At 45.2% G+C, this 24,352-nt stretch carries 23 protein-coding genes and 3 pseudogenes; 21 read left to right on the plus strand and 5 right to left on the minus strand.

Annotated features, from left to right (window positions below; genetic code table 11):
• Positions 1-26: 26 nt before the first annotated feature.
• From FG166_RS00745 to FG166_RS00820, 16 genes and pseudogenes are all read left to right on the plus strand, one after another.
• Positions 27-800 carry a DUF1129 domain-containing protein gene (locus tag FG166_RS00745; protein WP_003682420.1) on the plus strand — a complete coding sequence of 258 codons (774 nt, stop codon included), beginning with the start codon at positions 27-29 and terminating at the stop codon, positions 798-800.
• Positions 801-1,071: 271 nt separating this feature from the next.
• A complete protein-coding gene (gene guaB, locus FG166_RS00750) occupies positions 1,072-2,214 on the plus strand; it encodes an IMP dehydrogenase (protein WP_003682425.1) in 1,143 nt (380 codons plus the stop codon).
• Positions 2,215-2,562: 348 nt separating this feature from the next.
• The gene (locus FG166_RS00755) at positions 2,563-3,570 is read left to right on the plus strand and encodes an LCP family protein (RefSeq protein WP_035430872.1); all 1,008 of its coding nucleotides are present in this window, start codon (positions 2,563-2,565) and stop codon (positions 3,568-3,570) included.
• Positions 3,570-4,340 carry a YveK family protein gene (locus FG166_RS00760; RefSeq protein WP_003682429.1) on the plus strand — a complete coding sequence of 257 codons (771 nt, stop codon included), beginning with the start codon at positions 3,570-3,572 and terminating at the stop codon, positions 4,338-4,340. The genes FG166_RS00755 and FG166_RS00760 overlap by 1 nt, the downstream gene beginning before the upstream one ends.
• A gap of 15 nt (positions 4,341-4,355) precedes the next feature.
• Positions 4,356-5,093 (plus strand): CpsD/CapB family tyrosine-protein kinase, encoded by a 738-nt coding sequence (locus tag FG166_RS00765; protein ID WP_003682431.1) that lies wholly within the window; start codon positions 4,356-4,358, stop codon positions 5,091-5,093.
• 20 nt (positions 5,094-5,113) lie between these two features.
• Entirely contained in the window at positions 5,114-5,884 is a 771-nt protein-coding gene (locus FG166_RS00770) for a tyrosine-protein phosphatase (RefSeq protein WP_003682432.1), read from the plus strand.
• Between the two features lie 29 nt (positions 5,885-5,913).
• A complete protein-coding gene (locus tag FG166_RS00775) occupies positions 5,914-6,540 on the plus strand; it encodes a sugar transferase (RefSeq protein WP_050755172.1) in 627 nt (208 codons plus the stop codon).
• Positions 6,541-6,618: 78 nt separating this feature from the next.
• A complete protein-coding gene (locus tag FG166_RS00780; RefSeq protein WP_003682436.1) occupies positions 6,619-7,452 on the plus strand; it encodes a glycosyltransferase in 834 nt (277 codons plus the stop codon).
• Between the two features lie 95 nt (positions 7,453-7,547).
• Positions 7,548-7,766 carry a helix-turn-helix domain-containing protein gene (locus FG166_RS00785; protein ID WP_178958846.1) on the plus strand — a complete coding sequence of 73 codons (219 nt, stop codon included), beginning with the start codon at positions 7,548-7,550 and terminating at the stop codon, positions 7,764-7,766.
• A 49-nt stretch (positions 7,767-7,815) separates the two neighbouring features.
• On the plus strand, positions 7,816-8,694 hold the full coding sequence (locus FG166_RS00790; protein WP_262337644.1) for an IS3 family transposase: 879 nt from the start codon (positions 7,816-7,818) through the stop codon (positions 8,692-8,694).
• A gap of 121 nt (positions 8,695-8,815) precedes the next feature.
• A pseudogene (locus FG166_RS00795) lies at positions 8,816-9,364 on the plus strand (IS30 family transposase); the annotation flags it as partial.
• A 17-nt stretch (positions 9,365-9,381) separates the two neighbouring features.
• Positions 9,382-10,623 (plus strand): O-antigen ligase family protein, encoded by a 1,242-nt coding sequence (locus FG166_RS00800; protein WP_003682438.1) that lies wholly within the window; start codon positions 9,382-9,384, stop codon positions 10,621-10,623.
• Positions 10,613-11,512, plus strand: a complete 900-nt coding sequence (locus tag FG166_RS00805) for a glycosyltransferase family A protein (protein ID WP_003682440.1) — start codon at positions 10,613-10,615, stop codon at positions 11,510-11,512. Before FG166_RS00800 ends, FG166_RS00805 begins: the two co-directional genes overlap by 11 nt.
• Positions 11,513-12,499: a Stealth CR1 domain-containing protein gene (locus tag FG166_RS00810; RefSeq protein WP_003682443.1), complete on the plus strand. Its 987-nt coding sequence runs from the start codon at positions 11,513-11,515 to the stop codon at positions 12,497-12,499. It abuts the gene before it with no gap.
• Between the two features lie 87 nt (positions 12,500-12,586).
• Positions 12,587-13,807, plus strand: a complete 1,221-nt coding sequence (locus tag FG166_RS00815; protein WP_137876771.1) for an IS256 family transposase — start codon at positions 12,587-12,589, stop codon at positions 13,805-13,807.
• A 58-nt stretch (positions 13,808-13,865) separates the two neighbouring features.
• On the plus strand, positions 13,866-15,290 hold the full coding sequence (locus FG166_RS00820; protein ID WP_050755173.1) for a lipopolysaccharide biosynthesis protein: 1,425 nt from the start codon (positions 13,866-13,868) through the stop codon (positions 15,288-15,290).
• Between the two features lie 309 nt (positions 15,291-15,599).
• On the opposite strand, the pseudogene FG166_RS00825 reads toward FG166_RS00820, so the two are convergent.
• From FG166_RS00825 to FG166_RS00845, 5 genes and pseudogenes are all read right to left on the minus strand, one after another.
• A pseudogene (locus FG166_RS00825) lies at positions 15,600-15,992 on the minus strand (IS256 family transposase); the annotation flags it as partial.
• A gap of 58 nt (positions 15,993-16,050) precedes the next feature.
• The gene (locus FG166_RS00830; RefSeq protein ID WP_137876814.1) at positions 16,051-17,238 is read right to left on the minus strand and encodes an IS256 family transposase; all 1,188 of its coding nucleotides are present in this window, start codon (positions 17,236-17,238) and stop codon (positions 16,051-16,053) included.
• A gap of 113 nt (positions 17,239-17,351) precedes the next feature.
• Positions 17,352-18,096 (minus strand): annotated as a pseudogene (locus FG166_RS00835) (IS256 family transposase); the annotation flags it as partial.
• A gap of 94 nt (positions 18,097-18,190) precedes the next feature.
• The gene (locus tag FG166_RS00840) at positions 18,191-18,397 is read right to left on the minus strand and encodes a DUF1828 domain-containing protein (RefSeq protein ID WP_003682454.1); all 207 of its coding nucleotides are present in this window, start codon (positions 18,395-18,397) and stop codon (positions 18,191-18,193) included.
• Between the two features lie 113 nt (positions 18,398-18,510).
• Complete coding sequence (locus FG166_RS00845; protein ID WP_035430879.1) at positions 18,511-19,017, minus strand: cupin domain-containing protein; 507 nt, start codon at positions 19,015-19,017, stop codon at positions 18,511-18,513.
• 196 nt (positions 19,018-19,213) lie between these two features.
• On the opposite strand from FG166_RS00845, the gene FG166_RS00850 reads away from it, so the two are divergent.
• The 5 genes from FG166_RS00850 to FG166_RS00870 all read left to right on the plus strand — a co-directional run bounded on the left by FG166_RS00850 (position 19,214) and on the right by FG166_RS00870 (position 24,162).
• The gene (locus tag FG166_RS00850) at positions 19,214-19,903 is read left to right on the plus strand and encodes a response regulator transcription factor (protein ID WP_031274475.1); all 690 of its coding nucleotides are present in this window, start codon (positions 19,214-19,216) and stop codon (positions 19,901-19,903) included.
• Between the two features lie 197 nt (positions 19,904-20,100).
• Positions 20,101-21,243: a sensor histidine kinase gene (locus tag FG166_RS00855; protein ID WP_003682460.1), complete on the plus strand. Its 1,143-nt coding sequence runs from the start codon at positions 20,101-20,103 to the stop codon at positions 21,241-21,243.
• Positions 21,243-22,538, plus strand: a complete 1,296-nt coding sequence (locus FG166_RS00860) for a D-alanyl-D-alanine carboxypeptidase family protein (RefSeq protein ID WP_003682461.1) — start codon at positions 21,243-21,245, stop codon at positions 22,536-22,538. The genes FG166_RS00855 and FG166_RS00860 overlap by 1 nt, the downstream gene beginning before the upstream one ends.
• Before the next feature lie 334 nt (positions 22,539-22,872).
• On the plus strand, positions 22,873-23,733 hold the full coding sequence (locus FG166_RS00865) for an AzlC family ABC transporter permease (RefSeq protein ID WP_003682462.1): 861 nt from the start codon (positions 22,873-22,875) through the stop codon (positions 23,731-23,733).
• Between the two features lie 21 nt (positions 23,734-23,754).
• Positions 23,755-24,162 carry an AzlD domain-containing protein gene (locus FG166_RS00870; protein ID WP_031274479.1) on the plus strand — a complete coding sequence of 136 codons (408 nt, stop codon included), beginning with the start codon at positions 23,755-23,757 and terminating at the stop codon, positions 24,160-24,162.
• Positions 24,163-24,352: the final 190 nt, after the last annotated feature.

A 24,352-nucleotide genomic window follows, 5' to 3' on the forward strand; every position in this document is an offset into this window, starting at 1 on the left:
AGAGAATCGATTGAGAGGACACCACCGTGAGTGAACAGGAACAAAAAAACGCCGCTGCCGGACAACGCCAGCGCCAACACCTAAAAGAAGACCGGCAAAAGACCGGGATGATGTTTGAAAACGCCGGGTTGACCCGTAAGAATGAAGACTTCATGTACCAGTTAAATAAGCAACTGGACGCCCAGGGAGCGACGGCCGAAGCCAAGACGGCCCTGCTAGAAGAAACCATGACCGCCCTGTTGGAAGGCCAAAAGACGGGGCAAACCGCGAAGGGACTGTTTGGAACGCCCACCAAGTACGCCGATGAACTTCTGCACCCGAAGAAGACGCCAGCCGAACAACAACAAACCTCGACCGTCTTAATGTCGGTAGATAACGGGCTGATGTTTTTCGCCATCTTCACCTTCATGTTTGGGCTGATAGGGTTGATGCAACCGTCAACCCTGAAGCTGGCCCAACACGGGAGCGCCGGGCTGGTCGCAATCATCTTGGTCGCCGTGGCCGGTGGGGCGGCCTTCGGGTTCGTCAACAAGATTTTGTTGCCAACGGTCGATGAAAACGGGAAACAACACCGCCGGCCGTTATGGCTCCGGATTGTCCTGGTGTTAGGGGCGTTGATCGCCTGGATCCTGGTCTACATGCTAGTGGCCTTCTTGCCAAACGCCATCAACCCAGTCTTAAACGCCTGGGCTTACCTGATCCTTGGGGTAGCGACCTTCTTCGGCGACGTCTACTTCCGCCAACGCTACCACATTGTCGGGGGCTTCTGGGGCTCGTCGGCCAACCGGCGGCGCCGTTAAGGAAGAAAGTGGCAAATAACCTGCTCGCTGGGGCGCCACGTTTTCTGTCTAACATTTAAAAATACGCTAGAGGCTGGGAAAAGTTCTGTTTTCCCAGCCTCTTTTTGCGTTCTAAAACCGAACGTTATTCGGGGAGCTTCGGCAGGGAGTTCCAGAATTTGGGCAAAAAAGATGAGAATCAGGTTAGAAATGCCGGAAATGATTGACCAAAGCCGATATATCGAGTAAAGTACTAACAATATAAATTTTTCCAAAGGAGTGCTGTTCAAAGATGTCAAACTGGGATACCAAGTTCGCCAAGAAGGGGCTAACTTTTGATGATGTGCTGTTGATTCCGGCTGAAAGCCACGTATTACCAAACGAGGTTGACCTGTCCACGCAGATCGCCAAGAACCTGAAGCTGAAGGTGCCGTTTATCTCCGCTGGGATGGACACGGTGACCGAATCATCGATGGCGATCGCCATGGCCCTGCAAGGGGGGATGGGGGTCATCCACAAGAACATGTCGATTCAGGCCCAGGCTGGTGAAGTGGCCAACGTGAAGAGCGTCGCCCTGAACTCGATGATGAGCCATGCCGCCGTCGACGACCAAAACCGCCTGCTGGTGGCCGCCGCCGTTGGGGTAACGTCTGACACCTTTGAACGCGCCGAAGCCCTGTTTAAGGCCGGTGCCGATGCGATCGTAATCGACACGGCCCATGGTCACTCCGCCGGGGTGCTGCGTAAGATCGCCGAAATCCGCGACCACTTCCCGAATGAAACCTTGATCGCCGGGAACGTCGCCACTGGCGAGGGGACCCGGGCCCTGTTTGAAGCTGGGGTTGACGTAGTTAAGGTCGGGATCGGCCCTGGTTCGATCTGCACCACCCGGGTGGTGGCCGGGGTTGGGGTACCACAAATCACCGCGATTTACGATGCGGCTAGCGTGGCCCACGAGTTTGGGAAGGCCATCATCGCCGACGGTGGGATTAAGTACTCCGGTGACATCGTGAAGGCCCTGGCCGCTGGTGGGAACGCGGTCATGCTCGGTTCGATGTTATCTGGGACGACCGAAGCGCCGGGTGAAGTTTACGAAGATAACGGTAAGAAGTACAAGTCTTACCGGGGGATGGGCTCCGTGGGGGCGATGGCCCAATCCCATGGTTCTTCGGATCGTTACTTCCAGGGAGGAGTTAACGAAGCTAATAAGCTGGTTCCGGAAGGGATTGAAGCACGGGTTGAATACAAGGGGGACGTCAGCGATGTTATCTTCCAAATGGTCGGCGGACTGCGCTCAGGGATGGGCTACGTTGGGGCCGGCGATATTCAAACCTTAATCAACCAAGCCCAATTCGTTCAAATTACGAACGCCGGGTTGCGGGAATCCCACCCACATGACGTTCAAATTACCAAGGAAGCGCCAAACTACAAGTAAGGCGGTTGAAAAGGGAAATGCGTCGCCCCCAGGTGTGGGGGTGGCGCATTTTTAGTTGACGAAAAAACCATAAAAACTCCAATTTTATCAAATGATAAAAAGTAGTCACGTTACCATTTACTTATTAATATATTATCTATACACATAGTAAAATGTTGTCATTTTAATAAGGTGAAACTCATAATGAAACGGCTTTCGGTTGATGTAACCAAGTAATTATTTTTATTTAAAATAACACTTGTAATCGAAATGTGACTAAATTCTAATTGAATATAAAATCAAAACGTAGCAAAATAGGTTAAAGATTGATTAATATTGCCCATAGAAGGGCAAAAAAGGAAGGTCAGCATGGACTCTGAAGAATTACAACACCGTTCTTCTCAGCACCAGCACCACCATCATCACCACCATCACCGGCGTCGCTGGTTGCGGTGGTTATGGATTCTCGTGGGGCTAGTTGTTGTCGTAGCGCTCTTCTTTGCTGGAATGGCTTGGCGAAACGTTCGCGTTGCCACTAACAGTATGTATTCCCCGAGCGGGGCTGTTAAGAGCCGGAACTTAAGTAAGTTATTAGCTGCTAAGAAACCAATTAACATTCTCTTACTCGGGACCGATACCGGAGCCCTGGGGCGGAGTTATAAGGGACGGACCGACACGATCATGATGATGTCGGTCAACCCGCAAACTAAGAAGACGACGATTGTCAGCATTCCCCGTGATATGGAAGTGACCCTGCCTGATTACAGCGATGAGTCACCGGCCAAGCTCAACGCCGCCTACACTTACGGCGGGGTCAAGGAAACGATCAAGACCCTCAAGGAATACTACAACGTACCGATTGATGGTTACGTGCTCGTGAATATGGGGGGGCTAGAAAAGGCGATCAACCAAGTGGGCGGGGTAACCGTTAAGTCACCACTGACCTTTAGCTACGAAGGTTATTCCTTTGAAAAGGGGAAGACCTACACGATGAAGGGAGCCCAGGCACTGGCCTTCTCGCGGATGCGTCACGAAGATCCTAACGGCGATTACGGCCGTCAGGAACGTCAACGGCTCGTAATTATGGCCCTCTTAAAGAAGTCGGCTTCCTATAAGTCAATCTTAAACCAGTCGTTCTTAAACGACATTGCGGACGAAACGCAAACCGACTTCACCCTGAATAATATGATGAGTGTCGCCCTCCACTACCGGAGCGCCGGCCAAAGCGTCACTTCCGACCACGCTCAGGGAACTTCCCAGACCGTTAGTGGGGAGGATTTTGAAGTAGTCTCGACGACCGAACGCCAACGGGTAAGCAACGAACTACGGACCACCCTGGGCCTCAAACAAGTAACAGTTAAGACGGAGAGTAATTAATGGAAAGCGAAAAGAATACCAACGCAATTGACTTGCAGCACCTCTGGAAGCTGTTTGTTCAACACGTGCGCATGATTTTGATCTGGACGGTGGGCCTCGGCGTCATCGCTTGGGGGATAGCTACCTTTGTGATCCCGGCTAAGTACACCGCCACCACCCAAATCCTGGTTAACCAACGCAATAGCAATGACAATAACGGTCAAGCTTACACTAATCAGCAGGCCGACATTCAGATGATCAACACTTATAAGGACATCATCACCAATCAAGTGATCCTGAAGAGTGCTTCCAAGCAGTTGGCCAACCCGAGCGGGAGCCAACGGGCCTACGCATTAAGCGTGGCTAAGCTGAAGGGTTTACTGACGGTAAGCACCCAAAACAATTCTCAAGTCTTCTCCCTAAGTGCGGAGGCGGGCAACCCGACGGAGGCAAAGGTGATCGCTAACACGGTGGCCAAGGTCTTTAAGAAGCAGATTCGTTCGATGATGAACGTTAACAACGTGACGATCGTCTCAGAGGCAACGACGCCAACCAGCCAGTCCTTCCCGAACAAGAAGCTCTTTGCCTTAGCTGGGCTAGTGCTCGGGTTCTTGATCAGCTACGTTTACGTACTGATTCGTGACTTAACCGACACGACGGTTCGTGACAACGACTTTATGACCAACGAACTGGGCTTAACTAACTTGGGCCAAGTTGGTGAAATTCACATGCCAGCCGACTTTGAATTTAAGCCGTTCGATGACCAGGCTGCTGGTCACCGCCGGGTCTAGCAGGGAGGTTTTCAAATGGGACTATTTAAACATCATTATACTGAATCCATCGACACGATGGATAACGGGGCCATGTTAATCACGCTGGCCGACCCGAAGAGCGGCCCGGCCGAACAGTTCCGGACGATCCGGACCAACATTCACTTCATGAGCGTTGACCGGCCGCTAAAGACGGTTGCCTTTACCTCCTCGGGAATCTCGGAAGGGAAGTCCACGGTAATGGCCAACGTGGCAATCGCCTGGGCCCAAGAAGGTAAGCAGGTCCTCTTGATCGACGCCGACTTGCGCCGGTCGACTCTACACGCGACCTTTGGCCTAAGCAACCAAAAGGGGTTAACCACCGTTTTGACTGGGGACAGTAACGAAGTCGACCTTAGCAACGTGGTGCAAAAGAGTGGGGTTGAAAACCTGGAGGTCTTAACGGCCGGTCCAGTACCACCGAACCCATCGGAGCTGTTGGGTTCTCAGCGGATGCAGTCCTTTATTAATGGGGTGCGGGAAGCCTACGACATAGTGGTCTTAGACGTGCCGCCGATGCTGCAAGTAACCGATACCCAAGTGCTATCCAGCAACCTGGACGGGGTGATCTTAGTGGTTCGCCAGGGGGTGACCCAAAAGGCAGCCATTCGCCGGGCGGTGGAAATGTTGAAGATTTCCCAGGCCAACGTCTTAGGGTACGTGATGAACGACGTTTACGATGACGACGCTGGTTACGGTTATGGTTATGGCTATGGCTACGAGGACGAAAGGTAACCCGGAAAGGAGAGGTAGTTATGGGTCTAGTTGACCTGCACTGCCACTTGCTACCAGAAGTAGATGACGGGTCGCCGAGCATGGCGACGTCGCTAAAATTAGCCGAGCAGGCGGTTGCTGATGGGGTTAGCCACTGCTTGTTGACGCCGCACCATTTAAATGGTCACTACGTCAACCACAAGCAAGACGTGATTAGGGCAACGGTAGCCTTTCAAGAAGCCCTTGAAGAAGCTCAGATTCCCCTGACCGTTTTTCCGGGCCAAGAAGTGCGGGTGAGCGATCGGGTTTTGCCGGCACTAGAAGCCGACGACTTGTTGTACGTGGACGAAGATGACCACTACCTCTTGTTAGAAATGCCAAGTGGTGGGGTGCCGACCTTTGCCCGACAGTTGGTCTTTGAACTCTTACAACACGGGGTGACGCCGGTAATTGTCCACCCGGAACGCAACGCCGCCATTTTGGATGATCCAAGTATTCTGGAGGCGTTTTTGGAACAGGGCTGTTTAACCCAGCTAACGGCGGCTTCTTACATGGGCACCTTTGGGAAGAAGATTGAAGATTTAACGACCCGGCTAATTGAAGCAGGGCAGGGGACGATCTTCGCATCGGACGCCCACGCCCTAGCCCGGCGCGACTATGAGTTAAATGAAGGACTAGCAAAAATGGCCCGTGAGTTTGACCCGCGCCTAGCTGAGCATTACCGCCGCAATGCCAAGCGGTTAATTAACGGTGAGCCAGTTCGGATGAAGTGGCAACCACTGAAGAAGAAACGTAGGTTTTGGTTGTTCTAGGTTATGAAAAGCAGGGAGGAGGAACCAAGATGCAATTACCAACCAGTGATGGGGGAGTACGGATTAATCAGATATACCGAACGACAATCAAACGAATTTTTGATGCCTTTTTCGGCGTGCTCTTATTAATCTGTCTTTCGCCGCTCATGTTGGTGTTGGCAATTTGGATTAAGCTAGACTCAAAGGGACCAGTGCTGTTTAAGCAGGAACGGGTCGGCCGCAATGGGAAACGGTTTACGATTTATAAGTTCCGTTCCATGAGTGATGATGCACCCCACCAAATGGCAACATCGGAATTTGACACCGCACTGAGCTACATCACGCGGAGCGGTCAGTTAATGCGAAAAACCAGTTTGGATGAATTGCCGCAGTTGGTGAACGTGGTGAAGGGTGAAATGTCCTTTATTGGGCCACGACCGCTGATTCCAAAGGAAGAAAAGGTCTTGCGGCTTCGTCACGCCAATGGAGCTGAAAGCTTGGCACCTGGAATAACGGGCTTGGCTCAGGTCCGGGGTCGCGATGAAGTAACGGATACCCAAAAAGCTAATTATGACGGTGAATACGCTGGTAACGTAACCTTGCGGGGAGATTTTTCAATTTTAGTTGAAACTGTGTTAGCTGTTTTGGCAAGACGCGGCGTGCATGATGGAAAATAGAATCAAGGGCTAAAACAGGAAGCATGCTATGATGGTAGGGGATTTCCTGCTTTTTTGGTTAAAAAATGGAGTAATTTTATGTGTAACGACGAACTACCGGATTTTTCAGTCTTAATGTCGGTTTACCAGAAAGAAAAACCGGTATTTTTAGATCAAGCGCTAATGAGTATTGAAGAACAGACGGTGATCCCAGACCAAATTGTTTTGGTAGAAGATGGCCCCTTAACAGCCGAACTGGACAAAGTAATCGAAGAACATCAAAAGCGTTTTTCAAACAAATATGAACTCTTAAAATTGACCTCCAATCGGGGATTAGGCGTCGCATTACAAAAAGGGGTAGAACGGTGCCGCTACGATTGGATTGCTCGAATGGATTCGGATGATGTTTCTGTGCCAAATCGATTTGAATTACAATTAAAGGCAGTTGTTAATAATCCACAGTTAGCAATTGTGGGTGGTCAAATTGATGAATTCACGGGTGAAGTTAATCATATTACTGGTAAAAGATTGGTACCAACGGGTCAAGAAGACATCTACCAATTTGTAAAATGGAGAAGCCCATTTAACCACCCCTCGGTAATGTTAAATAAGAAAGCTATCCTTGATGTTGGTAACTATCAAGCGAATGGGAAGCTAGAGGACTACTTCTTATGGTCTAAAGTTATTATTGAAAAGTATCCAGTATTAAACTTATCGGAAGTATTAGTTCATATGCGTGTTGATACAGGAATGTACGGACGACGCGGGGAGTGGGCTAACTTAAAGCAAATTTTTAAATTACGTCGAATGTTGTACAAAGGAAAGCTTGTTTCTAGGCGCGAAGAGTTAACGGGGGACTTTGTAATGGTGGCAAATGTTATCGTGCCAGCAAAGTTACGGGAGTTAATTTATAAAAAGGTACTACACAATTAGCCGAATCATTAGAATGGATGTAAGCTAATTCCTGAGACAACTTTTAAGAGAGGGTATAATGAATAAATCGTCTCTCAAAAGGAAGGAATTTTTACATGCCAACTCGTTACGACAAAGAATTCAAACAAAACATCATCAACCTATATAAACAAGGCGAATCAGCCGCCCAACTGGCCAGAGAATATGGCATTGGCTATTCAACCGTTCATAAGTGGATCCAGGGCCAAGCCAAAACTCAATCCGGTAAATCGCCAGACGAATTAAAGCGATGGAAAAGCGGCTGGCTTCCCTGTCTGAGGAGAACGAAATCCTAAAAAAAGCCCTGGGCTTCCTTGCGCAGAAGTAACCAATATTTTTGATTACATTCACCAAGAAAGCCATCACCACCAGGTAACCAAGATGTGCCGAATCCTCGGTGTTTCCAGAGCTCAGTATTATCGTTATCGATCCCCCAAACCTTCAAAACGCCGGGCCGAAGATGCGGACTTGAAACAACGGATTCTGCGGATCTTTGCGGAATTTAAGCAGCGATACGGTGTTATGAAGATCCACCATGAATTGAATCTGGAACTTCAACCACTGCAGCGTCGGTGCAGCCCAAGACGGATTTCCCGGCTCATGAAGGAACTGGATATCCACTCCGTTACCGTCAATAAATGGAAAGCGGCTTCGGCTTCCAAAACCAAGGTTGAACAGCGTCCCAACTTGCTTAAGCAGGATTTCTCGACCACTGGTTTAAATCAAAAATGGACCGCTGATATGACCTATATTCAAACGAAGCGTAATGGCTGGTGTTACTTATCAACCATCATGGATCTGCACTCAAGACGAATTATCGGCTATTCGTTCTCAAAAAAGATGGATACTGATTTAGTCTTAAAGACCCTGGAAAGCGCGGTTAAAAATCGAACCATTACTGGGGACCTGATTATCCACACAGACTTAGGATCACAGTACACCAGCGATGATTACAACCAACGATTAACAGAACTACATATCCGCCACTCTTACAGCCGTAAGGGGTGTCCATACGATAATGCACCAATGGAATCTTTTCATGCTTCCCTCAAAAAGGAATGTGTTTATCCAGTGCCGGTCTTTGAGAATTATGAAACTGCCGCTGCTGTCCTTTTTGAATATGTGCATGCTTTCTACAATAGGAAGAGAATTCATAGTTCACTGGGCTACCAGACCCCCTTACAAGTTGAAGTCGCAACACTTACGAGCCAAATGGCCGCCTGATTTAATGCTTTCCATGGTTCAAATAAGTTATTAATCACGATTAATGATTTATTTGAGCTGTGTAAGGTAAACGCGGTTCTGAATGTCTCTTAAAACCTGTCTCAAATATTGACTTCAATCCAAGAGCCACGATGGTCGTGGTCAGTACACACGTGGGGCGAAGTTTATCGACCAACGTCCGGACGAGGCTAACCTGCGTCAAGAGATTGGTCATTTTGAAGTCGATACCATCCTATCAGGAAAAACCAGGGGCGAGGTCCTAGCTACCTTTACTGATCGTAAGTCCCGACTAATGATTATTCGTCGTTTACCGGGACGTGATAGTAAAGCTATGACTAAGGCAATCCTAGAGCTTAACGAGGAGTTGCGCGGCTTGATCAAGTCAATCACCAGCGATCACGGTAAGGAATTCGCAGGCTTCAAGGAAATTGAAGCCTGCGGAATTGCCCATTATTTTGCCCACCCGTATGCGCCACATGAACGCGGAACCAACGAACGGTTGAACCGCGAGCTTCGGCTACACATTCCAAAGAACCAGCCAATTGAGAGCGTTACGGACGAAGAGCTGACCATGATCTCAAAGTACTTAAATTGGCGTCCCCGGAAATGTTTGGGGTGGAAAACGCCACTCCAAGTCTTCTTTGGTGACTTGTCCGAAAAATTCGATTAATTGTTGCAATCTACCATATGTTAAAAGTATTGTATACAGGTAAAAAAATGTATCAAAAAAATAATGTAATAAATATCTTGTTAGTAATGTTGTTTGTAATAGGATCTGTGCTGAACTATACACAATGGAGTGGAATTGGCTCCGGCTTAAGACTTGTTTCAGAATTTTTAATAATTATTTGTAATATTTGGAATGTTAATTTTAAAAATTACACTATTATATTGCCATTGGTAGGTATTTTTTGTATATATCCTATTTTAATGATAAGTGTGGGTGTATATGGAGAATTCTCTAAACAAGTGATATTATATAGCGTTTACTATGCATTTTACTCGTTGTTTTTGATTTGTTCTATAAATGCATTTCGAGATAACCCGATGAGTTTAGTCACTACTATATTTTGGACTCTAACTACTATGCTTTTTTTGATGATGTTTATCTTTAAAGGTGTTTCTTATAACGTTTTAGAGTTAATTAATAGTATGTTATATAATCAAAGATATGGTAATAATATTCTTACACAACGTATATCTATGGGATTCAATAATGTGAATACTTTGGGTATGTTTGCAGGTTTTTTGGTTCTAATTGCTGTTATTACTCATAAAAATAGAAGTAATTTAAAGAATATATTAATAGTGTTATTTAGTATTTTTATAATTTTAAATTCTGGTAGTCGAACACCCGTATTAGCGGTAGGTATCTCACTAGTGGTCTATTTAGTTCACAGTTTAGGATCAAAAAAAATAAAGTTTATTGTTAGTACTATAACAGGCTTTTTTTTAACAACTATTTGGGCAGTATTTTTATATTTTGTTTATTTTTCAAATTCTTTGAATACTCATTTTATGCAATTAGATGAGTTTTTAAGTTATCGGTTAAACTATAGTCAAATGGCATTGAGTTTAGCAGGAAGTGACTTACATAAATGGTTGGGTATAGGGTCAATGAGTACGAGCTTTATTCAACAAAAATTAACTGGAGGACGTTTCGCAATTGATAGTTCTTTAGCTTACTTTTTATTAACAATAGGTATTGTAGGATTTAGTTTTCTCTTAATTTATATATTGTATTTATATTGTATGATAGTAAAAAAACAGAGCTCGATAGTACTTACACTTTTTGTATTCTATTTAGTTTATCTAGTTATGGAAAACATTCTTTTTATTCCTAATTCGGCTGTATCCACATTTATTTTGACTATAATTTTTGCTTATATGTTATCAAACAAGAGAGTTGAGGAATATAATGATAGATAAAAATGCACGTATAACTATTTTAACTAGTACGTACAACCGTCCAGAAAGCCTAAAAAAATTATATAAATCTTTATGTCAGCAAACTGATAAGAGAATGGTTTGGTGGATCGTGGATGATGGAAGTACTGTTGCTGTGTCGCCGACTGTAAATCAACTAATTTCGAATAATAATGATTTTGAAATAAAATATACAGTTTTAAAAAATGGTGGAAAACATAGGGCGTTGAATGCTATTATTCCAAAAATAGTGACAGATTTAACAGTTATAGTGGATGATGATGATGTGTTAGTTGACGATGCAATAGAAACAATTTTAAAAGACTACGAAGTTGCTAAACAAGAGAACATTGGGTCACTTATATATGAACGTGGGAAGATGCAGAACGTACCAGTACAACCATTACCAAACAAAATAGATTTTGGTAGGCGGTATTGGTACTTACTAAATCATCATATTTCTGGAGATTTTACGGATGTTTTTGTAACAAAGTGTTTACAGAAATTTAGGCTACCAGAATTTAAAAATGAAAAATTTATTAGTGAGGGTCCTTTGTATGTCGAGTTTAGTAAAGTTTTTAGATCAAAATTTATAAAGAAAATCATTCAGGTAGGGGCTTATCAGCCAAATGGATTAACAAACAGTATCAGAAAATTGGAAATAGAGAACCCAAATGGGGCTATCTATGAGCAGATGTTATACTTAGCACAAGGAAACACGCCGTTATTTTATCGCATAAAAAAGAGTGTCTTGGTAGGGAGAATTTCTGCATTTATAAAGAAATCTCCTTTAAAAAATAATATTATTAGAAACAAAAAGGAAATTAATCTATTAATTATGATGAGTTATTATATGTATGGATTTCTTCTAAAATTAAAGGAAGTGTTGTAAATGTTAGACGAAGATATTGATGTTGTTATTCCATGGGTGGATAATACTGATCCAATTTGGCGCGATAAGGCTAAACAGTATATTGATTTGACTGATTTGGATGGTGAACGTTTTAGAGATTATGATACTATTAAGTATACTATTAGATCAGTTGAATATAATATGCCGTGGGTTCATCAAATTTTTTTGGTAACAGCCGGTCAAAAGCCAAGTTGGTTTGTGGAGTCACCAAAAATTAAAATTATTAATCATGATGAATTTATACCTCATGAATTTTTACCAACGTTTAGTTCTATCGTCATAACGATGTTTATGCATTTAATTCCTGAAATTAGTGAAAAATTTATAGTTTTAAATGATGATGTGTTTGTTGTTAATTCCACAAAGGTAAGTGATTATTTTAGAGACGGGTTGCCAAATGATTTTTATATTGAACGGCCAACTTATCCACTATCTCTAAATGATTATTATGTTTTTAATTCTTTGTATGCGATTAATCAGGCTTTTTCGAAACGTGATAATTTAACAAAAAATTTGACAAAAAAATTTAATTTTAAATATGGCTTAATTAATAATACAATTTCATTATTTTTATCTGTGTTTAGACCTTATTTAGGATTTTATAGTGCGCACAGTGCACAGCCATATTTAAAAACAAGTTTTGAGGAATGTTGGCGTCTATTCTATGATGAGTTGCATCAGGCAGCAAGCCATCCAACTAGGAATAGACTTGACGTAACGGATTGGTTAATAAGATACTATCAATTAGCTAGTTCTAAATTCCAAGCAAGTAATCCTCGAAAGCATAAATATTTTGAATTAGGATTAATGGATGATAATTCTTTTAAAGATGCATTATATAATAAAAAATATTTGGACATATGTATTAACGATGCATCCATCAAGGATGATTCTTTAGATTTGCCAGATAAAATGATAGATGCTTTATCAAAAAAGTTTAATCAACCATCGACTTGTGAACTGTAAAAATTCCCAAATGGAAAATCCGGTTATGTCCGTATAATTGGTGTAAATTCTAAATAGGACTTTGTGAAATCTGAAAGGAACTTCATTATGCCAAAAGTTGAATTAAATTTAGAGGATGACGAATTAAAGGAGCTATTACTAGGTGATCGGGATAAGGCCATGCAATCAATTAGGGCCAAGATCCTTGATGAAATTCTTAAGTCCGAAGCGACTGAGCAGATTAAAGCTAAGGCTTATGAACGTTCGGATGAGCGAACCAATTCACGGAATGGTTATCGGGTTCGTCAGCTTACCACACGAGTAGGAACACTTGAACTACACGTTCCTAAACTCCGTCATGGTAATTTTTCAACACAGCTGTTCAAGCGCTACCAGCGTAGTGAGCAGGCCTTTGATTTGGCATTAATGGAAATGGTAATCCAAGGTGTTTCAACACGTAAAGTAGCTGAGATTACTAAGAAGTTATGTGGGACAACCTTTTCTAAAAGTACGGTCTCGGCTTTATGCAATAATTTGGACGACCAAGTGCTGGATTTTAACCGACGTCCCCTTACGCAAAAGTATGCTTTTGTGTATGCCGATGCAATTTTATTTAAGGTACACCGTGGTCACGTTGTGACAAGTAATAGCTTACTCGTTGCGATTGGAATCGACCCTAGCGGTCGTCGAGAAGTGCTCGGTTTTGATATCGGTGATAGTGAATCAAAAGCTGCATGGATGGACTTCTTTAGTGAACTTAAACAGCGGGGCCTTACCAACGTTGATATGTTTGTTTCAGACGCTCATTGTGGCTTAAAGGATGCAATCACTACGCAATTTCAGGGTAGCCTTTGGCAGAGATGTCAATTTCATTTTAGTAATGACTGTACAAGTATTCTGGCACTCAAGGATCGTAAAGAAGTTGCTAACCGACTCAAAGATTTATTTAATGCTCCAACGTACGACCAAGCGGTTGAACGGCGTGACCAATTGGTTAAAGATTGGCAGACCGAGTTCCCTAAGGTGGTGAAGAAATTAGAAAATAGTTTTGACGAATTAATGGTGATTTACCAGCTCCCAGAGGAGCTAAGGAAGCGTCTCCGGACGAATAATACAATTGAGCGGGTTAATCAAGAAATCCGTCGTCGTGACCGTGTAATCCGGATATTCCCGAATGCTCTAAGCGTCTTGCGACTAATGGGAGCACTACTGATTGAACAGAATGAAAAATGGGCTGCTGGTCCACGGTACTTAAACATGACCGTTTACCACGGGATTGAAAAAGATGACAATTCAGAAGAAGCCGGTATGCTTAAGCTTGTGAAATGATAAATTCGCGGAATTTAATTTACACCAACATTTTGGACTTGACCGAAAATACTTTATTATGAAAAACAAAATAATTAATTTTATAAGCTTTGCGATGGGGCCAATCTTAGGAGGAGTATTAACAGCTTTAATTATTCCATTGACAACATATTTTTTGTCGCCGGTAGAATATGGTAAAGCAAGTATGTTTACTATATTGCAGGGTCTAGTTGCTTCTTTTGCGTATTTTGGATTTGATCAGGCATTTACCAGGGAATATAACGAACAAGATGATAAGAGTAAACTTTTCATGAATTGCATAATAGTTCCATTGATGTTTTTTAATGTTTTACTATTAATTTCGTTATTTTATTTGCATCAAATTTCTAATTTAATTTATCCTAGTAAGAATTATGTTCTTCTAGTAATAGCATTTGAAGTGCTAGTTATGTTTACAATTTTTGAAAGATTTATTTTAATGTACTTGCGTATGTCGGAGAATGGTAAAGCATATTCTTTCTTTACAACATCAATAAAATTATGTATGTTGATTGCTACATGTATTTTACTATATTTTGGAAATAGATCGTTTACCGTTGTTGTTTGGTCAACAATTATTGGACAAATTTCGGCTGACTGCATTTTAATCTTTAAGTATAGGCGATTATTTAATTTTAAGATTAACCAATGGATTGATTCAAAATTGATTAATCGGATGTTTATATTTGGTTTCCCAATTGTTATATCAGTTTCGTTAACAAATTTTCTACAAATGTCAGATAGAATTTTTTTAAAGATATATAGTACTTATCAAGAGTTAGGTGTTTATTCAGTTGGATTAAAAGTAATGGCAATTATGACAATTATTCAAACTATATTTGTTAATTATTGGGTCCCTGTATCATATAGATGGATGAATGAGCATAAAGACATAATTGTATTCCAAAAGGTTAGTGAATTTGTTAATCTCATTTTATCTAATATAGTTTTCTTAATGACAGTTATTGGGCCAATTATTGTGCTTTTTGTGTCGAATAAGTATAGAGATGTTCAATATTATTTTCCACTAATGATCATTCCAGTATATCTTAGTTGTATTAGTGAAACTACCAATATTGGAATCGTTTTTTCGAGAAAAACTTACCTAAATATCTATATATCAGGAATTACATTGCTTGCTAATATCGGGTTGTCATTTTTATTAATACCGAAATTTGGTAGTCGGGGTGCAGCGTTGGCAAATGCATTATCGTATATTGTTTTCTTTGTATTAAGGACAATCTTTTCTGCAAAAAATGGATTTAAAATCAAAATCATAAGTCATATTTTAATATTAATAGTGTTATTGATAGTATGTATAACTAAAGCTTTTTTTAATATAGAATGGTATTATTGTTTGATTATGTATATTGTTTTCTTTATCTATTCAATTGTGCGTTTGAAAGCATTTAATTTTAAAGGTTTTATGTCATCGAACAATATGAAAAATAATGAAATTGAATAATATAAAGCTTGTGAATCTGATGATTGAACTGAACTCCAAAAATTGGAGTGAAGTTTGGCTGTTCGTCAAATGGTACTGATAGCAGAATTATTTAATTGAATAGCTTGACATTAAGCAGCTGAATTTTTTATAAATTTGGCTGCTTTTTGTGTATAGTTTTGTGGGTTCTGTTGCAAAGTTTTCCAAAAAATCTATTTTAGTGTAAAATTGAGAAAAAAGACAGAGAGGACAGAGTAATGAATCATTTTAAAGGCAAACAATTCAAGGTCAAGTCCAAAATGTTGGTGTAAATTAAATTCCGCGAATTTATCATTTCACAAGCTTAAGCATACCGGCTTCTTCTGAATTGTCATCTTTTTCAATCCCGTGGTAAACGGTCATGTTTAAGTACCGTGGACCAGCAGCCCATTTTTCATTCTGTTCAATCAGTAGTGCTCCCATTAGTCGCAAGACGCTTAGAGCATTCGGGAATATCCGGATTACACGGTCACGACGACGGATTTCTTGATTAACCCGCTCAATTGTATTATTCGTCCGGAGACGCTTCCTTAGCTCCTCTGGGAGCTGGTAAATCACCATTAATTCGTCAAAACTATTTTCTAATTTCTTCACCACCTTAGGGAACTCGGTCTGCCAATCTTTAACCAATTGGTCACGCCGTTCAACCGCTTGGTCGTACGTTGGAGCATTAAATAAATCTTTGGAGAGTGTCAAGAATGTTGTGTAAAAAAGGAAACTTCGCCCGCGTGAATTGGCAATTCTAAAACATCGAATCAAGCGTGTCGTGACAGTCCTTGAATCCCCGATGTGCTCGATTCTCAAATTTATCGTTGTACTCCATCACTTGCGTCATGATAAAGCGATCGAGGGCTCCTTCGTTTGGGAACTGCTCTTTACGTCGGACCATCTTCTTCAGGCTCTTATTGAACGACTCAATTAGGTTCGTCGAGTAGATGGTCTGACGGATCGCAGTTGGAAAACTGAAGAACGTGAATAGCTCCTCCATTTGGACTAGATTCTTGATTCGACGCTTATAACTGGACTCCCACTTAGCACTGAAAGCCGCCAATCGTTCTTGGGCGGCTTGTAGGTTCTCTGCTTGCCGAATAGCCTTAAAGTCGGTGATAATCTCCCTGCGATCGTTTTTGCGAACGTACCCTAAAAGGTTGCGCTCTGCGTGGACCCAGCACCGTTGAAACTTCGCCTGCGGGTAGTTAGCCTCAATCGCAGATTGAAGTCCAACTAAACCGTCGGCGATGAACAACTGAATATCTTTAATCCCCCGTGCGCGTAATCCCTGGAGTAGTTCAGACCAAGCGGCTCCGTTCTCGGTCGGTGCGATACTGTAGTCAAGAACTTCCTTACCGCCGTCACTTCGAATTCCGATCGCTACGTTAACGGCTTCTCGTTCAACGGTACCACGGCGTAACGGAATGTAAGTAGCATCGAGGAACACACAGACGTACTGTGAGTACTTGAATTTGCGCTCGTGGAACTCTTCAACCAGGTGTTCCGTCCGCTTAGTGATGTTTGAAACCGTGGTTGGTGAGTAGTAGTGGCCGTACATTCTCTCAACCATATCAGCGATTTCACGAGTTGTGACGCCCTTGGAGTACATCTTGATGACCATTTCCTCCAGTCCATCAGTCCGACGCACGTAAGGAGGGAAGAGGGCGTTTTGAAACTTGTTTAACCGGTCCCGTGGGATCGTCAGATTAATTTCACCGTACTCAGTGTCGATCGTGCGGGTGTACGTCCCGTTCCGGTAGTTCACGTCGTCTTTTGATCGGTCGATCCGAGTATGTGGTTCGTAGCCTAGCACCGCAGTCAGTTCATTTTGAAGGAACTGATTAGCGGCCACTTCAATTTGACGACGTAAGACTTCATTCAGGGTAATATCTTTGTCTGAAGATAGCGCTGCGATAATATCTTTGTTAAACTGGTTCATGGGGAAAGCCTCCGTATTCTGATTGGTTTTTAGCGATTTCAATCATACGGGGAAGGCTTTCCCTTTTTCAATACCCTCAAGGTATCAATTTACACAAAATATTTTACACTCCCAAGGCTACCCTGAAATTGCGTAGTGATTGCATCCTTTAAGCCACAATGAGCGTCTGAAACAAACATATCAACGTTGGTAAGGCCCCGCTGTTTAAGTTCACTAAAGAAGTCCATCCATGCAGCTTTTGATTCACTATCACCGATATCAAAACCGAGCACTTCTCGACGACCGCTAGGGTCGATTCCAATCGCAACGAGTAAGCTATTACTTGTCACAACGTGACCACGGTGTACCTTAAATAAAATTGCATCGGCATACACAAAAGCATACTTTTGCGTAAGGGGACGTCGGTTAAAATCCAGCACTTGGTCGTCCAAATTACCTGCATAAAGCCGAGACCGTACTTTTAGAAAAGGTTGTCCCACATAACTTCTTAGTAATCTCAGCTACTTTACGTGTTGAAACACCTTGGATTACCATTTCCATTAATGCCAAATCAAAGGCCTGCTCACTACGCTGGTAGCGTTTGAACAGCTGTGTTGAAAAATTGCCATGACGGAGTTTAGGAACGTGTAGTTCTAGAGACCCTACGCGGGTGGTAAGCTGACGAACCCGATAACCATTCCGTGAATTGGTTCGTTCATCCGAACGAACATAAGCCCTAGCTTTAATCTGCTCAGTCGCTTCGGACTTAAGAATTTCATCAAGGATCTTGGCCCTAATTGATTGCATGGCCTTATCCCGATCACCTAGTAATAGCTCCTTTAATTCGTCATCCTCTAAATTTAATTCAACTTTTGGCATAATGAAGTTCCTTTCAGATTTTACAAAGTCCTATTTAGAATTTACACCAATTATACGGACATAACCTGAAAGGAGGATTCATCACCTTCGATAGCTAAAAGGTTTCCTCTTCTATTAAATTAATGTTGAATTGGCGGAGGATCTTGCTTAATTTCTTCTTGCGGTGCATTGGTAGTTCAGTTCCCATAAAGCTAAGGTTACTGATGGCATAGCCGTCATCACTCAGTCGAAGTTGACCATTTGCTAGGTGTTCGACGTAGATTGAAATTTGGTCGTTAATGTCATCGACAAAGGGAGTCACGACTTCATCGGTTTTTTCATCTAGGGGGACTACTTTTGATGACTTACAGAGTCAGTGATAGTAATCATCAAGTAGATCCTTGGTAGTCAGAGAGACATTTTAATCCCCTTCCGTTAAAAATCCGGTAGTTTCTCGTAAGCGAGGCGCTTGATGACCGCTTTTTGGTCCGGGTACTTAGCTAAGAGGTCGGCTTGGGTGAGCAGTTCGAAGTCGTGGTAATCAAAGCCGGGGGCCACGGCGCAAGAGACCAGGCCAAAGGAAGCGGGATCGGCAACTTCGGAACCAAAGATCGTGCCGGCCGGGACCCGGAACTGGAGGACTTCGCCAGCAGCGATATCGCGGCCAAGCTTAACCACCTCGTAAAAGCCGTTGGGGTAAAAGCAGTGGACCAAGATCGGCGCCCCGTCGTGGAAGTACCAAATCTCATCGTGCAAGAGGCGGTGGAGGTGGGAAGGTGAGCTACCGTCTAACAAGAAGTAGATCGAGGTGTATTCGTAGCGGCTAGCCAAGGACGTTTGGTCGTAAGTGGTCTTGGCGCTGTGGTACACCTGGCGGTACCACCCACCCTCGGGATGGGGCGTCAAGTTGAGCTGGGTAACGTAGTCGGTTTTGGTTGGCATCAAAATCCCTCCTTTGATTGGCAGGCAATCGTTAGGCTGATTGTAGCACAGACTAGTTGTCTTGTTCCCCTTCACACCGTTATCAAAATCGTAAAACATTTTCTAAACTACCGTGAATCGTTGGGCGAACACCCGCTAGATCGGTATAATGGATTTAACAATTGCAAGTGAAATGGGGGAAGCCATTATGGATCAAGTGAAGATATTAATCGTTGATGACGATAAAGAAATTGTTCAGCTATTAGAAATTTACGCCCGCAACGAAGGGTACGAACCAGTGACGGCTTACAATGGTAGGGACGCCATCACCAAGCTCAACACGATGCCAGACATTAGTTTGGTAATCCTGGATTTGATGATGCCGGAAATGAACGGGATGGACGTAATTCGCCAGGTGCGCAAGGACTCCTCGATTCCGATCCTGGTCCTGTCCGCCAAGACGGCCGACATGGACAAGATTCAGGGGCTGGTGACCGGGGCCGACGACTACGTTACCAAGCCCTTCAACCCGCTGGAAGTGATGGCGCGGGTCAAGTCCTTATTGCGGCGTAGCGAAAACCAGGTCACTAACGACAAGCCCGACGTCTTAAACGTGGGGCCGCTAGTGATTAACAAGGATTCCCACGAGGTTAAGACCTTAAAGGGGGACCAAATTCAGTTGACCGCGCTGGAATTTGGGATTCTCTACCTCTTGGCTAGCCACCCCAACCGGGTCTTTAGCGCCGACGACATCTTCGAACGGGTTTGGCAACAAGAATCGGTCGTCTCCGCCAAGACGGTCATGGTTCACGTTTCCCACCTGCGCGATAAGATCGAAGCCGCCACGGGGGGCGAAAAGGTGATTGAAACCGTGTGGGGTGTCGGATACAAGGTCGAAAATCACTAATAAAGGGGAGTGCTCACCAACCGCCTCAGTCTGCGTTTGTGGTTTTTAGGTGTTACACAGAAAATGTGGAAAGTAACCACAGGCCTAGTGTCTAAGTATGGACAAGGAACGATGCGTGCCGCATCAACCCTTGCCCTAGCTTAGTCATACGGCCTGCCGAGGAGGTTATTTTCCACTCTTTTTAATGGGGGAAAAGGATGTTAAAGTTAACCGGGCGGGAGAAGAGTTCCCTGTTTTTTGAAGGCTTACTAACGATCATTTTGCTGGGGTTGATCAATATCGCTTTGATTACGATCATTCAAACGATGATTCAAAGTAACCCCGGGGTCCAAAGCGGGATCTTCATCATCAAACAGTCGTTGGTGATTGGGCCCTTTCACGCCCAAATCTGGTCCTACCAACGGATCGTGATGGCCTTGTTGGTGCTAATTGACATTGGGGTTTTGTGGTGGCGGCTCTTGCGGCGCTACCACCTCTACCAGCTGGATCACATAATTGGTGAACTTCATTACATCGCCCAGGGTCACCTGGAACACCGGATTCCCTTCCGTGTTAACGGTAACCAACAGCACGTGATTACCTCAGTTAACGCGCTGGTTGACACGATTACCCAGGCCATGCAAGAGGAACGGGCGTCGGAAAAGTCCAAGGACGAGTTGATCACCAACGTTTCCCACGACCTGCGGACCCCGCTGACCTCGATCATCGGCTACCTGGGCTTGATTGAAGACCACCAGTACCAGTCCGAAGAAGACATCGTCAAGTACTCCCACATCGCCTACGACAAGGCCAAGCAGATGAAGAACCTGGTTGAGGACCTGTTTGAATACACCAAGGTTCAACAGCACGGCGCCCCGGTTAACTTAATGACCGTCGACCTGGGGCAGTTACTCGAACAAGTCGGGGCCTCCTTTGAACTGGAGGCCGACAAGAAGGGGATGGCGATCAACGTAACTTGTGAGCCCAGCCCGCTGTCGATTACGGCCGACCCCGAAAAGTTGGGCCGCCTCTTCTCCAACCTGGTCGCTAACGCCCTGAAATACGGTCACGGCGCCAGCTACATCCACCTGACGGCCAAGCAGCTGGGCGAAAAGGTGGTCATCACGGTCGCCGATGACGGGGAGAAGATCCCCGCCGAATCAGTTAAGCACCTCTTTGAGCGCTTCTACCGGGTCGAGTCGTCGCGTAACAAGGCCACCGGGGGAACCGGGTTGGGACTGGCGATCGTTCAATCAATCGTGGAACTCCACCACGGCTCGGTAACCGCCCGCTCCGACGATCAGGAAACGGCCTTTGTGGTAACGTTGCCAGTTAAACAAGTACAGAAAGAAGTTAGGTAATGAATAAGCAAGTTAAACGATGGTTGTACCGCACCGGGGCCTTCTTGGCCAGTTTAACCATGACGGCCGGCAGCCTGACGGCGGTTCCAGCGGCGGTCCACGCTGATACCACGACCAGTTCGACTAGTTCCAGCTCATCCACGAATTCGACGACCGACTACACGGTCAACGCCAAGGCGGCAATCGCCATTGACGCCACGACCGGCCAGGTCCTCTACGCCAAAAATGCCAACACCAAGCTGGCGATCGCTTCGATCTCTAAGATCATTACGGTAGGGGTGATTGAACAAGAAATCAAGGCGGGAAAGCTATCTTGGAACACCAAGGTCAAGGTCACTAAAGAAGAGGCCAAGTTATCGGAAAACACCGAGTACTCCAATATCACCCTAACGGCGGGTAAGAGTTACACGGTCAAGGAGTTGACCGAAGCGGCGATGATCAAGTCGGCCGATGCCGCCGCCATCACCCTGTCGCGGGCGACCGGCGATTCCACGGCGAGCTTCGTCAAGAAGATGCAAGCCTTCGTCAAAAAGGCCGGGGTCACCGACGCCAAGCTGTACAACCAAGTCGGGTTGACCAACAGCCAAATGGGGAGCTACGGCCTCAAGGGGGTCGCCAAAAACGCCGAAAACGAAATGACGGCAACCGACGTGGCCAAGATCGCCCAGTACTTGATCAAGAACTACCCGAGCCTGTTAAACATCACCAAGTTGACTTCGACCACGATTGATGGCACCACCGTTACCACCATCAATAAGATGCTCCCCGGGCAAAGCGACGCCCCGAGTCAGGTTAAGATCGACGGCTTAAAGACCGGGACTTCGGACAAGGCGGGCGCCTGCTTTGTTTCCACCGGGACCTACCAGGGGCACCGGATCATCACCGTGGTCCTCCACGCTACTGGTGGGGGTGATGAACGGTTCACCCAAACCGCCAACCTCTACCACTTAATCGCCAACGAATACACGGCCTACACGGTTCAACCAAGCGTGGTCGCCACCGTACCGAACGGGAAGGTCACCACCACGACCTTGACCACCCAGGGCAAGATCACCCTCTGGAAGAAGGACGGCACCCTGCTGTCGCCGAGCCTAGCCATCAACAGCAAGGCCGCCGACAAGAACGGTAAGCTGACCGCCCCGGTTAAAAAGGGCCAGGTGGTCGGTGAGCTGACTTACGCCGGTTTGACCGGTTTGGACGGCAATAAGCTGACCGTCGACGTGGTACCAACCACCAACGTTGACAAGGCCAACGTCTTCGTGCGCATAGGCCGCTGGGTAAAGAGCCATATCTAAAGAAAAGAAGTGCGAACCAACCATTTACCCTAGCTTAGCCATACGGCTCGTCGAGGAGGTTAGTCGCACTTCCGATAACGTGCTCCTAACCACGAGCCTAGTGGCTAAGTACGGGTAAAGAACGGTGCTGGCGCACCAACCATTTGCCCTAGCTTAGCCATACGGCTCGTCAAGGAGGTTAGTCGCACTTCCAATATTTCCCGGGAAATTACCACCGAAGAAAAGAGATGGCTGCTCACGTCCGGTTAGATATGGTAAACTATTCTTTAGCCGGGTCAAAAACCCGTCCGAAAGAAAGCGAAATAGACAACTCATTATTTGTGGAGGAATTGCTTTGGCAAAAGCACATCAAATCAACCCGGAACGCGCCCGCTGGTTGGAGGTCCTGGGGGTTTCCATGCCCCTTTGTCTGTCCTACCTGCCGATCGGGATTGCGTGTGGGATCCTTTTGAACGCTGCGGGGATGAACTTCGTCTTAACCTTCTTGGTTTCGATCATGGTCTTCTCCGGGGGGGCCCAGTTTACCCTGGCGTCCCTATTGGTCAGTGATGCGCCGATCACCTCGATTTTTATGACCCTCTTCTTCTTGGAACTGCGTTACGCCCTCTTGGGGTCGAGCCTTTCTCGCTACATGCGCAGCGAAAGCCAGAAGTTGGTCCTGATTTTTTCGGCCTCAATGAACGACGAAAACTACGCCATCAACTACCTGAAGTTTGTGACCGACAAGAACTGGTCGGCCAAAGACGCCCTCTTAGTTGAGTACTACTCCCTGGCTTCTTGGGCCACCGGGAACCTGCTCGGGGGTCTGATCGGGTCCGCCGTGCAAATCGACTTAGTGATCGTGGACTTCGCCTTGACGGCCCTCTTTATCTACATGATCGTGATGCAAGTGCACCAGCGCCTGACCCTTTTCATCGGGATCCTGTCCGCCGGGCTGTCAATCTACTTCTTGACCCTGGTTAAGTCGACCTTGGGGATTATCTTGGCCACCGTTTTGGCTTCCTTTGTCGGCTTTATCATTGAAAACCGGGTGCGCCATTACTCCAAGGATCCGGATCACACCTGGATTTTGGGTAAGCTGTTTAGGCCGTCCGCAACCCATAACACGGTGGAAGACCGCCAGCACATCAAAAAACAAGAAGAGGCGAAGGCCAAGGTTACCAAGACCGACGCCCAGCTAGATTTAAAAGGATGATGGTGAATAATGATGGGATGGATGAATTCAATTAACCTGGCGGAAGCACAGTCGTTGATTCCGAGCCACCACAACCTAACTTACCACCTGATCGTGATCGTGATTTCGGCGATCGCCGCCTTTGTGCCGCGGTACTTCCCGATGCGGTTCTTCACCAACCGTAAGATTCCGGAGTGGTTTAACGAATGGATGAAGTACGTGCCGATCAGCCTCTTCACCGCCCTGGTCATCAAGGGGATCTTCATCACCTCGGATTACAGCTTGGTGCAAGACCACGTTAAGTTGCTGGGCAACCTAGCCATTTACGGCCACGCCAGTCAAATCGTGGCGGCCATTCTCGTGGCGATCACCGCCTACTTCACCCGCTCGATGGCGGCCTCCGTTCTGGTCGGCCTGGTGGGTGTCTGGGCGCTGGGCCTGTTTTTATAAAAGAACGAAATCAAAATAAGGGACTGAGAGAAGCTTTTTTCTTTCGGTCCCTTTTCTTGCGGTTAATGTTATTACAGCACCCGCGGGCAATTTCTTTGGCCGACCGCTCCAACGGTCAAGTCGTTGATCGCTTGTCCAAGTCGGTGCTAGCGGACGTCTTGTGGCGCTTCAGGCATTTCTTTTAGGGGGC

This window comes from Limosilactobacillus fermentum (assembly GCF_013394085.1).
GTDB classification, from domain to species: Bacteria; Bacillota; Bacilli; order Lactobacillales; family Lactobacillaceae; genus Limosilactobacillus; species Limosilactobacillus fermentum.

Excerpts from the sequence above, each read along its gene's own strand:
- guaB (WP_003682425.1), top strand. The coding sequence starts at position 1,072 with ATGTCAAACTGGGATACCAAGTTCGCCAAGAAGGGGCTAACTTTTGAT.
- FG166_RS00755 (WP_035430872.1), top strand. The coding sequence starts at position 2,563 with ATGGACTCTGAAGAATTACAACACCGTTCTTCTCAGCACCAGCACCAC.
- FG166_RS00760 (WP_003682429.1), top strand. The coding sequence starts at position 3,570 with ATGGAAAGCGAAAAGAATACCAACGCAATTGACTTGCAGCACCTCTGG.
- FG166_RS00765 (WP_003682431.1), top strand. The coding sequence starts at position 4,356 with ATGGGACTATTTAAACATCATTATACTGAATCCATCGACACGATGGAT.
- FG166_RS00770 (WP_003682432.1), top strand. The coding sequence starts at position 5,114 with ATGGGTCTAGTTGACCTGCACTGCCACTTGCTACCAGAAGTAGATGAC.
- FG166_RS00775 (WP_050755172.1), top strand. The coding sequence starts at position 5,914 with ATGCAATTACCAACCAGTGATGGGGGAGTACGGATTAATCAGATATAC.
- FG166_RS00780 (WP_003682436.1), top strand. The coding sequence starts at position 6,619 with ATGTGTAACGACGAACTACCGGATTTTTCAGTCTTAATGTCGGTTTAC.
- FG166_RS00785 (WP_178958846.1), top strand. The coding sequence starts at position 7,548 with ATGCCAACTCGTTACGACAAAGAATTCAAACAAAACATCATCAACCTA.
- FG166_RS00800 (WP_003682438.1), top strand. The coding sequence starts at position 9,382 with ATGTTAAAAGTATTGTATACAGGTAAAAAAATGTATCAAAAAAATAAT.
- FG166_RS00805 (WP_003682440.1), top strand. The coding sequence starts at position 10,613 with ATGATAGATAAAAATGCACGTATAACTATTTTAACTAGTACGTACAAC.
- FG166_RS00810 (WP_003682443.1), top strand. The coding sequence starts at position 11,513 with ATGTTAGACGAAGATATTGATGTTGTTATTCCATGGGTGGATAATACT.
- FG166_RS00815 (WP_137876771.1), top strand. The coding sequence starts at position 12,587 with ATGCCAAAAGTTGAATTAAATTTAGAGGATGACGAATTAAAGGAGCTA.
- FG166_RS00820 (WP_050755173.1), top strand. The coding sequence starts at position 13,866 with ATGAAAAACAAAATAATTAATTTTATAAGCTTTGCGATGGGGCCAATC.
- FG166_RS00830 (WP_137876814.1), bottom strand. The coding sequence starts at position 17,238 with ATGAACCAGTTTAACAAAGATATTATCGCAGCGCTATCTTCAGACAAA.
- FG166_RS00845 (WP_035430879.1), bottom strand. The coding sequence starts at position 19,017 with ATGCCAACCAAAACCGACTACGTTACCCAGCTCAACTTGACGCCCCAT.
- FG166_RS00855 (WP_003682460.1), top strand. The coding sequence starts at position 20,101 with ATGTTAAAGTTAACCGGGCGGGAGAAGAGTTCCCTGTTTTTTGAAGGC.
- FG166_RS00860 (WP_003682461.1), top strand. The coding sequence starts at position 21,243 with ATGAATAAGCAAGTTAAACGATGGTTGTACCGCACCGGGGCCTTCTTG.
- FG166_RS00870 (WP_031274479.1), top strand. The coding sequence starts at position 23,755 with ATGAATTCAATTAACCTGGCGGAAGCACAGTCGTTGATTCCGAGCCAC.